Here is a 9,838-nt window from a genome sequence, read left to right as displayed (position 1 = left end):
TCCGCCAGTACCCGCAGATAGAGTTCTCCGGCGACTACGCCCTCACTCTTGGCGATAATTTTTGCTGATGCGGGAACAGGATCAGAAACACGGGCATACAAATCCCCACGCCCGACATCCTCAGCCAACACTTCACGGATAAATTGTTCGATCATATTCTTTTCATCTTTCTAGGGAAATCAATTTTTTAACAAGCCATTTCATACAATCGTTCAGGTGCGATATCGGCACCGTTCGCCCATACAATCGTGTCTAAATCACTATCGAAATGAACCGTTTGAAAAAATTTCAACTCTTTTAACGGTGCAAATACCGTCTCTTCGTTTTTAGATTTGATGTAATTTTCCAAATCTATTTCCGATTCTTTCCCGTCATTAAAACGGACAAAAACTCGATAATCACCCCGATATGCCGCATCAACTATCCAAATCATTACCGACCTCCTATACCAAAGGTTCTATTTTTTGTGGTTCTTTACCCGCTCGGGCAAGTTCCCAATCTGCAAGCAATTCATCACGATGATCATAAGCCCATTCAAGAACCAAAGAAACAACTTTTTTGGGTAAATTTCCTTCTTGAATTTTCAGTTCATGGATGAGAAAACTTGCTCGATATTCATTGTATTTTACATGAAAATGGGGAGGATTGTGTTCATCGTAATAAAACGAGATGATAATCCCTAAGAAACGGCTAACTTCAGGCATCTATTCCTCCTCTAAAATTCATAACGCCATCATCCTTTCAAGTGCAATTCTCGCCCAGTAGGCAGTCTCTTCATCCACCTCGATCTCATTGATCGGTTCACCCTCCTCGATTGCTTTGAGGGTGTTATACAAATCTTCCAGCGTCGTCTCGTTCATCGTCGGACATTCGGGTTTCGTACTGGAGAGAATATAGGTGTTACTCGGACGAAGGCGATTGACCATATTAAATTCGGTCCCTACCGCGACTTTTTGATCTTCTGGAAGTTCTTTAATGTATTTGATGAGCTGTGAGGTCGATCCGACGAAATCGGCGCGATCACAGATAGCAGGATCGCATTCGGGATGAACGGCGATCAAAATTCCCGGATATTTGGCACGATAAAACTCGATGTCATCGACGCTGAAGAGCTGATGGACGGAGCAAAATCCGTCATAACAGATGATATCGGCTTCTTTGGGATCACTACCGTCTCCAAGTACGCACGATTTCAGCCCCATCATATTGGCGATATTCTGCCCCAAGCAGCGATCCGGTACAAAAAGGATTTTTTTCCCCTCAGCCAGTGCTTTAGTGATAATCATTTTGGCATTGGAACTGGTGCAGACCATCCCCCCCATTTTCCCGACACGCGCCTTGACATCGGCATTGGAGTTGATATAGGTGATCGGTAAAATATCTTCTTGCTTGATCCCCGCATCTTCGAGCTTTTGGATCGATTGATCATAATAGAGTCCATCAATCATACGCGCCATTGCACAGCAGGCAACTTTCGGCATAACAACCCGCTTATTTGGGGAGAGAATTTTGACGCTTTGTCCCATAAATCCGACACCGCAAAACACAACGAACTCTTTATCATCCGCCATCGTACGACGGGCAAGTTCGAGTGAATCGCCGGTAATATCTCCCATCTCAAATACTTCATCCCGCTGATAGAAGTGCGCCACGACGGTAACGCTGAGACGGTTTTTAAGATCAATAATTTTTTGTTTTAATTCTTCAGTGTTCAAACCACTATTCCTTATACATTCGATAAAGCTGTTATTATAACCAAACTCATACCGCCCTCTCCTTGAAGCGTAAAACTTCTTAAGCACTTTTTTATTTCATTGTAACCATCGGTGAATTATAATACCGCCTTGTTTACCTAAGAAAAGGAATCGAATGGATTTTTTATTTAATCTCAACGTGCAGTTTTATTTGGCCGCGTATCTCCTCGGCGGTATCCCGTTCGGGCTGATTTTGGCAAAAGTGTTTGCAGGAGTCAATATCACCGATTCAGGTTCAGGCAGTATCGGAGCGACCAACGTGCTACGGGTTGTCAAAGAGACCAACCCCTCCCTCGCCAAAAAGCTTGGAGCTGCTACCCTCGCGCTCGATGCGCTAAAAGGGATTATCGTCGTTCTTGCCGCAAAATATTTCGAACTTAGCGACAGCGTTCAATGGATGGTAGCGGTACTCGCCGTACTCGGACACTGTTTCAGCCCGTACATGTGGTTTGAAGGGGGCAAAGGAGTTGCAACCGGTATGGGTGTTATGGCCGTTATGCTCCCGATTCCGACAGCCATCGCACTGGTGGTGTGGGGAGTTGCGGCCAAAACGATCCGTATTTCATCCCTCTCTTCCATGCTCGGATTGCTTTCCCTCGTGATTGCGTCATTCGTTCTCTACCCAACAATGTCTCACGCTCCGGTACTTTTTATCGCTTTTATCCTCTTTTATAAACATATCCCTAACTTTATCCGCCTTTTCAAAGGGGAAGAGAAACGGGTCGCATGACAATCCTCATCGAGAGTCTAACCTTTGAAACCATCATCGGTATTCTCGACCACGAACGCATTACTCCTCAGCAGGTGCGTATCGATTGTACAATCGACTATCCCTACTCTGCGGGTAACTTCATTAATTACGCCGACGTAACTCAGATCATCGAAGCGACGATGAAACATGAACGATTTGAGTTAATCGAAACTGCTTTAAACCTTTTGGGTACGACTCTGAAACAAAACTTTCCACTAATTGAAGAACTTACTTTAAGCATTCGCAAGCCTGATATTTTGTCCAATTGTACCGTCGGCGTTCAGCATACAATCCGCTATATATAAACAATTGGTTCACGATTCAGCGGTATACTAATAACACAAAACTCACACTCAAGGAACATCAAATGACACGTATGGCTTTATCATTATTCACCGCAGGATTACTACTCATCGGATGTGCAGGAACGGAAACAGGTTTTTCCAAAACTCAAACAGGAGCGCTTATCGGCGGTCTTGCCGGAGCTGCTGCCGGAGCCGCTACCGGTGATCATAGTGCCAAACGAATCCTTATCGGAGGTGCGCTTGGAGCGGCTGCCGGCGGAGGTATCGGATATTATATGGATAAACAGCAAGAAGAACTCAATAAAGAGCTCAAAGGAAGCGGTGTCGAAGTACAGCGCCAAGGGGATACAATCAATCTAAATATGCCGGGCGGAATCACATTCGACAGCGCACAAGCAAACATCAAACCTAACTTTGCACCTGTTTTGAATGATATTGCTAACGTTATGATCAAATATCCTGAAACCAAAATAGAGGTCCAAGGACATACCGATAATGTCGGAAACGATGCCTCAAATCTTACGTTATCACAACTTCGAGCCCAAAGTGTTACCTCCTATCTGAACTCGCGCGGAGTTGACTCAGCCCGTATCAAATCCGTAGGCTATGGCGAAAGTATGCCGATCGCGTCAAACGATACCCCATCCGGTCGTGAAACCAACCGACGTGTTGAAATCAAAATTATCCCTAATCCGGCTAAATAATAGAGAACATCAAAAACACCGTTTTTGTTCATTACCATTCCTATTTTTAAAAAAAATTGAAAAAAAGTTTAAAATTTTCTAAAAGTATGGTATCATTTCGGCAAAATTTCCGTTACATGAGGAATCTGAATGCGTATTCTGATCATTGAAGATGAAGTAACCCTCAATAAAACCCTTGCAGAAGGGCTTAAAGAGTTCGGTTACCAAAGCGATGTCGTCGAAACCCTAAAAGATGGCGAGTACTATCTCGACATCCGTAACTATGACCTAATCTTAATGGATTGGATGTTGCCGGACGGTAACAGCGTTGATATCATCCCTGATATTAAAACTAATACCCCTAAAACGGTAGTAGTCGTTCTCTCTGCTCGTGATGACAACGAAAGTGAAATCGAAGCGCTCCGCGCCGGTGCTGATGACTATATCCGCAAACCGTTCGATTTTGATGTACTTGTCGCACGTATCGAAGCACGTCTCCGTTTCGGCGGAAGCAATATTATCGAAATCGATGATTTGATTATTAATCCTGAAGAGGAAAAAATCATCTACAAAGAGAAAGAGATCGAACTTAAAGGGAAACCTTTCGAAGTATTGACTCACCTTGCACGTCATCGTGACCAAATCGTCTCTAAAGAGCAATTGTTGGATGCTATTTGGGAAGAGCCTGAGCTTGTTACACCAAATGTTATCGAGGTTGCAATCAACCAAATCCGTCAAAAAATGGACAAACCTCTCGGTATTACAACCATCGAGACGGTACGCCGCCGTGGATACCGCTTTTGTTTTCCAAAAGAAGTATAAGACGACGCTTTCTTTTTCAACTCATTGTCGCTTCGGCGGCATTGGTTATCCTTTTCTCCTCTTTTTTATACCTTTTTATCAAACAATCCATTTACGACGAAAAACAAGCTGAACTGATCGGCTACGCTGAAAATATTGCTTCCTATAAATCTCTGTTATCGACTCAACAAAACAATACTGATGCCCTTATGGGACTCAATGTCGAACTCATTACCCTCACACCGGATGAAGAGCATCTCGATTTTTACGAAACAGATCATAAAGATAAAACAACTACCCTCACGCTTATCTATCCGTTTGATTTTGAAAAGTCCTCTTATCTGAAAATTAGCCGTGACATTACTCCGACCAAACGGCTGCTGCGAAAAATCATGAACTCTATTTATCTCATCAACGCTGTCGGCTTTGTCGTTATTATCCTCTACGCTATCGCTTTTTCAAAAATGTTGATTGCACCGATTACTGCTCTGAGCCGCCGTCTTGCCAACATGAACGAGCACCTGATTCGTCCCATCAAGGTTGAACAGCTCCCGGATGAATTCGAGCCGCTGGGGGAAACGCTCAACCGTCTTATCGCCCGTATTCAAAATTTTGTTAAGTACCAAAAAGAGCTCTTTATCGGTGCGGCACATGAACTCAAGACTCCCCTCGCTGTTATCAAACTCAAAAATCAGGTAACCCTGATAAAGAAAAGAACACCGGAAGAGTACATCGAAGCGATCCGTATTACCAACCAAAGTGTCGATGAGATGAACAAAATCGTTGCCGATATTCTCAACATCGGTCGCCAAGAGGGGGCGCAGCTCGAAATACCGATTCAAACCGATATCATCCAAATTCTCAAAAAATGGGAAGGAGATTTTAAACTGTTAGCCAACAGTGAAAACAAAACCCTTGTTACCCGTTTTGAGCCGGATGCCTTTAGTGCCGTATTGCAAGTGACACTCCTCAACCAAATTTTGCAGAACTTTTTGCAAAATGCCCTAAAGTTTACCCCTGAGAGGAAAACGATCGCCTTCAAAAGCTACCTTAACGGGGTCGGTATCGTCATCGAAGTGATCGATGAGGGGTGCGGAATCGATGAGAGTGTCGATCTCTTCGCCCCTTTCAAACGCCAAGGGAATAAATCGGGGGTGGGGCTCGGTCTTTTCCTGGCCAAAAGTGCCGCTGAGGCGATTGGTGCGACGATTACTCTCACCAATCGAGAAGACGGAATTGACGGCACGATTGCCCGTCTGGTTCTCCCTTCGAAACTTTGTTGCGTCCTTCCGCAATGATAAGATTGAGGAGTTTAAAACTCCTCAAAGGTTCCTTTCGCTATAAATCGCGCAATAACCAATCAAACAACCGAGGTTTACCCTATGCCACTACTAATAGTCGATGAATGTATCGCATGCGACGCATGCCGTGAAGAGTGCCCAATGGATGCAATTGAAGAGGGCGATCCGATTTATATCATCGATCCGGACCGTTGTACTGAGTGTGTAGGAACCTATGATGAGCCTGCCTGTATTGCTGTGTGTCCTGTCGATTGTATTATCCCGGATAAAGACAACGTTGAAACGATGCAGGAGCTCCTGTACAAACACAAGCAATTGATGGAAGAAGAGGAGTAAATGGCGAAATGTACCGCCGTTATCGATATTGGAAGCAATTCCATGAGGATGGCGGTATTTCAAAAAACCAGCCGTTTTGCTTTTCATATCCTGCATGAGGTCAAAAGTTCTGTCCGTCTAAGCGAGCATGCTTATAAAAATGAGGGCTACCTTCAGAATGAACCGATGGAGCGCACAGCGCTAGCGATCGGAGAGTTTCTCTCCATTGCCAGCTCCTTCGGCGCTCGAAAGATATTATGTGTAGCCACGTCTGCTCTGCGCGATGCCCCGAATTCTTCCGCTTTTCTCTCCCGTATCCAACGAGAATACAATCTCTCTATTAAAATCATTAGCGGAGAGAAAGAAGCCTACTTAGGGGGGATGGCATGTGCCAATCTTCTCCCGAGTGTTGATGAAGCAATCAGCGTTGATGTAGGTGGCGGTTCGAGTGAATTTGCACTGCTACGCAATGGTAAAGTCGAACAACTTTATTCACTCAATATCGGAACCGTTCGCATCAAAGAGCTCTTCTTTGACAATAATGATATTAACGGAGCGGTTGAATACATCGATGAAGCCCTCAAAGAACTTCCCGATTTTGGAACCCATACGCTTATCGGTATCGGCGGAACTTTCCGTGCCCTCACAAGAGCTATCATGAAAAAAGAGGAGTATCCTCTCCGAAAGCTCCATGCCTATACAACCGACACCAACACCTTTTTACATTTTACCTCTCAAATACTCGAAGCCGGACCGAAAAAACTCCGATCATTGTTTATTAAACCCGATCGTTTTGATACCATCAAACCCGGTACTCTGATTTTAGAACGTATCATTCGACATACCCAAACCAAAACCTTGCTCTCTAGTGGTGTCGGTGTACGAGAGGGTCTATTTTTAAGCGATTTACTCCGAAACAGTGGCGATAAATTCCCCGCTCATTACAATCCAAGTGTACGCTATCTGCTCGATACGTATGGAATTCACAGCGATCATGCTCTCCAATGTGCCCATCTCTCGAAACGTATTTTTGATTTACTTCATACTCATCTAGGGATTAACCCTGTGCATCGTCAGGAACTGAGTATTGCCGCTAAACTCCTCTCTATTGGAGTAGGAATCCGCTATTATGCGTATCAACGCCATAGCCATTATCTAGCAATGAGTGCACTCGATTACGCCCTGAGCCATTCGCAAATAGCGTTAATCTCTCATCTGCTGCTCTTTAAAAAAGGGAGCAGTTCCTCTGATCTGATCCCTAAAGGCTCATATGGATCATTATTGCCAGATGAAGCTACTCTCGATGCACTGAGCGCAATTCTATGGCTCTCCCATATCCTCTTAGCTTCACGTGTCAATGCGTCCGATATCACCCTTTCAATCGACTCACACAGCGGTGCATTAGTCGTCGGATCCAAATCGCTTTATTTAGCACGAGAACAACTCAAAAACATCATTCTTCCTAAAAACTTTACCCTTATACTTAAGGACTAATCGACGGCGGGAATTGTTGCTGGAGGAGTTGTAATGGGTATTGTGGAAGTGATTTCTAAAATTGTGAAAGCGGTAAAAAAGTAAATTTTTTTATGCATTCCCACTCGGGAGAGTGGGAACGAGAAGACCCTTCGACAAGCTCAGGGTGAACGGAGATTATTTTAAAACCGTTGTCCGATCGTAAACTCAAAGTGAGTAACATCGTCGCCTGATTTATCTCCGATCGGATTTGCAAATACCAGCTGCAATGGTCCAACCGGGCTAAACCATTCCAATGATACCCCATAACCGCCCCGTTTGATTTCACTCAAACTCTTTTCTCCGATCATCCCGTAATCGACAAAGGCAGTGGCACGCATACGCGCTTCAGGGACTAAAGGTACACTGAATTCCAACGAGTTGGAGAAGGTTTGCGTCCCTCCGATTTTGTACGGTTCTCCAGTGCTATCAACACCATCGGTTGGTGAAAGAGAGTATCCCTGGTATCCGCGAACCGAACCGATCCCCCCCATATAAAATTTCTCGCCCAATGGTAAATAGCCGCTTTCATCGGCATAATTGAAGCGGGCTTTATAGCGTAAAATCAAGTCAAAATCGGTCAGTTTTTGAAGCCCTTGATACGCTCCGAAACTGGTACGGCTTTTGATAAAATCCGCGTCCCCGCCAAGCCCGGATTTCTCAATGCTTTGGGAGAACGTGAATCCTTCACGAGGGATATAATAATCATCCGTATTGTCGAAACTTGCTGAAAGAATCACTGAGCTTTTCGCATAATTCTCATAATAACGAGGATCGTATCCGGTACTGTTCGTATCAACATCACTGTAATCATTTTTAGAGTAGTTGTACCCCATATAACCGCTCCAGTAGCGATTAAATCGGTGACCTACCCCTACACTGGTACCGACTGAGGCGACAGAATAGCTGTCATACTCTGTCGAGCTGTTATAAACCGAGAAATTACCGCTAAAGTCACTGTCGTTGAGTCGAGGATTAGAGATATTGAACGAGTAGTTACTGGTACGTTGAGAGCGCTCTAAATTGAGTCCTACGTTGATCCCTGAACCGAAAATATTACGGTCACTCACGGCAACACTGAGGAGAATTCCACCGAAACTTCCATATCCACCGCCGAGCTGGATGTTTCCTGTCGGTGCCTCTTTCGTTTGGACGATCAAATCCATCGACTCATCATCGATCCGTTTCTCTTCGATCGTGTTACTCTCAAAATACCCCGTACGCCCGATCGCATTACGAGAATCTTTGAGATTAGTCAAGCTGTACAAATCCCCCGGTGCGAGGAAAAGCTCACGACGCACGACTCTATCAAGGGTACGGTTATTTCCGGAGACGATGACATTACGGATGCGTACTTTTTTACCCGGATTGATGCGATAGACAACATCAACGCTTTTGCTCTCTTTATCTTTTTTCAGATCGGGTTGAACCTGTACATACGCGTATCCCAAATCGGCAATTTTGGTCTTGATACGATCAGCATCTTCACGAAAGGTTTTGATGTTAAACGGTTTGTTTTTCTCTAAAGCAATAACGGCTAAGAGCTCTTTATCATCAATAACGGCAGTGTCTTGGAAAATCAAAATATCACTGACGCGATACACATCCCCTTCAAACACATTATAGTTCATCTCGGCGGTGTAATGGTCAAAATCGACTGCAACAAACGGTTCATCGATTTTTGCATCCAAATAGCCGTTTTGCATATAAAAATCACGAATACGAAGCGGGTCGTATTGAAGCTCTGCTACTTTCATTTTACCGTCATTACGTCCCCAGAGCCATCCCATAAATTGCTCTTCTTTGTTCGCAATCATACTCTCAAAGTCGTCACTGTCTTGCGTCAAAACACCCGCATAGGTTAGCTTTTTGATGATAATCTCTTCACCCTCATTGACGATAAATTTCACCTGCATACTGCCGTTATCGAGTTTCTCGGACTCAATTTCGACAACCGAATCGATTTTACCATCCTGACTCAGAGCATCGATAATTCGCTTCTTAGCCCCTTCTAGGCGCTTTTCATCGTAAAGTGCCCCTTTTTCAATCTGCAACAAACTCTTGCTTGCCTCTTCATCGTTCTCTTTGTACCCTTTGAGCTCGATTTTAGAGATGATCGGTTTTTCTTTAAAGTGAAAGGTCACTTTACCCGTCTCCTCATCAGCCCATACATCTTCGAAATACCCCTGATCAAAGAAGTTTTTGATGGTTTTATCAACCATCACAGGGTCAAGAGGTTCACCCACTTTAACCTCATTGAGCCGTTTTGCAACCGCTTCGGAGATATGAATCATCCCCTCATACTGAATTGATTGAACATTTTGTGTCGATCCATAAACAAGAGCGCTCGCTACTGCTAAAGAGAGGGTGATTTTTTTCAAGCCAAAGTCCGTTGCGTTAAAATAGTCTCTTATTC

Annotated in this window: 11 protein-coding genes; 7 read left to right on the top strand and 4 right to left on the bottom strand. The window is 44.2% G+C overall.

All coding sequences use genetic code 11. The annotated features are described in order from the left end of the window. Window positions 1–187 precede the first annotated feature (187 nt). The 3 genes from A3G19_RS05470 to nadA are packed head-to-tail and all read right to left on the bottom strand — an operon-like array spanning window position 188 to window position 1,715. Entirely contained in the window at window positions 188–433 is a 246-nt protein-coding gene (locus A3G19_RS05470) for a DUF2442 domain-containing protein (RefSeq protein WP_294871055.1), read from the bottom strand. 10 nt (window positions 434–443) lie between these two features. Continuing rightward, a complete protein-coding gene (locus A3G19_RS05465; protein ID WP_294871052.1) occupies window positions 444–704 on the bottom strand; it encodes a DUF4160 domain-containing protein in 261 nt (86 codons plus the stop codon). Window positions 705–722: 18 nt separating this feature from the next. Then, window positions 723–1,715, bottom strand: a complete 993-nt coding sequence (gene nadA / locus A3G19_RS05460) for a quinolinate synthase NadA (RefSeq protein ID WP_294871049.1) — start codon at window positions 1,713–1,715, stop codon at window positions 723–725. A gap of 154 nt (window positions 1,716–1,869) precedes the next feature. Here nadA and plsY point away from each other — a divergent pair, with 154 nt between their 5' ends. From plsY to A3G19_RS05425, 7 genes are all read left to right on the top strand, one after another. Then, entirely contained in the window at window positions 1,870–2,484 is a 615-nt protein-coding gene (gene plsY / locus A3G19_RS05455) for a glycerol-3-phosphate 1-O-acyltransferase PlsY (RefSeq protein WP_015652871.1), read from the top strand. Further along, the gene (locus tag A3G19_RS05450; RefSeq protein ID WP_015652870.1) at window positions 2,481–2,810 is read left to right on the top strand and encodes a dihydroneopterin aldolase; all 330 of its coding nucleotides are present in this window, start codon (window positions 2,481–2,483) and stop codon (window positions 2,808–2,810) included. The genes plsY and A3G19_RS05450 overlap by 4 nt, the downstream gene beginning before the upstream one ends. A gap of 62 nt (window positions 2,811–2,872) precedes the next feature. After that, window positions 2,873–3,514 carry an OmpA family protein gene (locus A3G19_RS05445; RefSeq protein ID WP_015652869.1) on the top strand — a complete coding sequence of 214 codons (642 nt, stop codon included), beginning with the start codon at window positions 2,873–2,875 and terminating at the stop codon, window positions 3,512–3,514. Window positions 3,515–3,643: 129 nt separating this feature from the next. Next, a complete protein-coding gene (hsrA, locus tag A3G19_RS05440; protein WP_015652868.1) occupies window positions 3,644–4,315 on the top strand; it encodes a homeostatic response regulator transcription factor HsrA in 672 nt (223 codons plus the stop codon). Next, window positions 4,294–5,592 (top strand): HAMP domain-containing sensor histidine kinase, encoded by a 1,299-nt coding sequence (locus tag A3G19_RS05435; protein WP_294871046.1) that lies wholly within the window; start codon window positions 4,294–4,296, stop codon window positions 5,590–5,592. The genes hsrA and A3G19_RS05435 overlap by 22 nt, the downstream gene beginning before the upstream one ends. Before the next feature lie 84 nt (window positions 5,593–5,676). Further along, the gene (locus A3G19_RS05430; RefSeq protein ID WP_013459298.1) at window positions 5,677–5,931 is read left to right on the top strand and encodes a YfhL family 4Fe-4S dicluster ferredoxin; all 255 of its coding nucleotides are present in this window, start codon (window positions 5,677–5,679) and stop codon (window positions 5,929–5,931) included. Continuing rightward, a complete protein-coding gene (locus A3G19_RS05425) occupies window positions 5,932–7,404 on the top strand; it encodes a Ppx/GppA phosphatase family protein (RefSeq protein ID WP_294871042.1) in 1,473 nt (490 codons plus the stop codon). 161 nt (window positions 7,405–7,565) lie between these two features. Here the strand turns inward: A3G19_RS05425 and bamA are convergent, their stop codons facing one another. Beyond that, the gene (gene bamA, locus A3G19_RS05420; protein ID WP_294871040.1) at window positions 7,566–9,803 is read right to left on the bottom strand and encodes an outer membrane protein assembly factor BamA; all 2,238 of its coding nucleotides are present in this window, start codon (window positions 9,801–9,803) and stop codon (window positions 7,566–7,568) included. Between the last annotated feature and the right edge of the window lie 35 nt (window positions 9,804–9,838).

Origin of the sequence: Sulfuricurvum sp. RIFCSPLOWO2_12_FULL_43_24, from assembly GCF_001829605.1 — a bacterium.
In the GTDB taxonomy this organism is placed as follows: domain Bacteria; phylum Campylobacterota; class Campylobacteria; order Campylobacterales; family Sulfurimonadaceae; genus Sulfuricurvum.
This window is presented reverse-complemented; position numbering and strand designations above follow the sequence as displayed.

Bases quoted from the DNA above. Each gene is read 5' to 3' on its own strand.
- A3G19_RS05465 (WP_294871052.1), bottom strand. From the start codon at position 704: ATGCCTGAAGTTAGCCGTTTCTTAGGGATTATCATCTCGTTTTATTAC.
- hsrA (WP_015652868.1), top strand. From the start codon at position 3,644: ATGCGTATTCTGATCATTGAAGATGAAGTAACCCTCAATAAAACCCTT.
- plsY (WP_015652871.1), top strand. From the start codon at position 1,870: ATGGATTTTTTATTTAATCTCAACGTGCAGTTTTATTTGGCCGCGTAT.
- A3G19_RS05445 (WP_015652869.1), top strand. From the start codon at position 2,873: ATGACACGTATGGCTTTATCATTATTCACCGCAGGATTACTACTCATC.
- A3G19_RS05450 (WP_015652870.1), top strand. From the start codon at position 2,481: ATGACAATCCTCATCGAGAGTCTAACCTTTGAAACCATCATCGGTATT.
- A3G19_RS05430 (WP_013459298.1), top strand. From the start codon at position 5,677: ATGCCACTACTAATAGTCGATGAATGTATCGCATGCGACGCATGCCGT.
- A3G19_RS05425 (WP_294871042.1), top strand. From the start codon at position 5,932: ATGGCGAAATGTACCGCCGTTATCGATATTGGAAGCAATTCCATGAGG.
- A3G19_RS05470 (WP_294871055.1), bottom strand. From the start codon at position 433: ATGATTTGGATAGTTGATGCGGCATATCGGGGTGATTATCGAGTTTTT.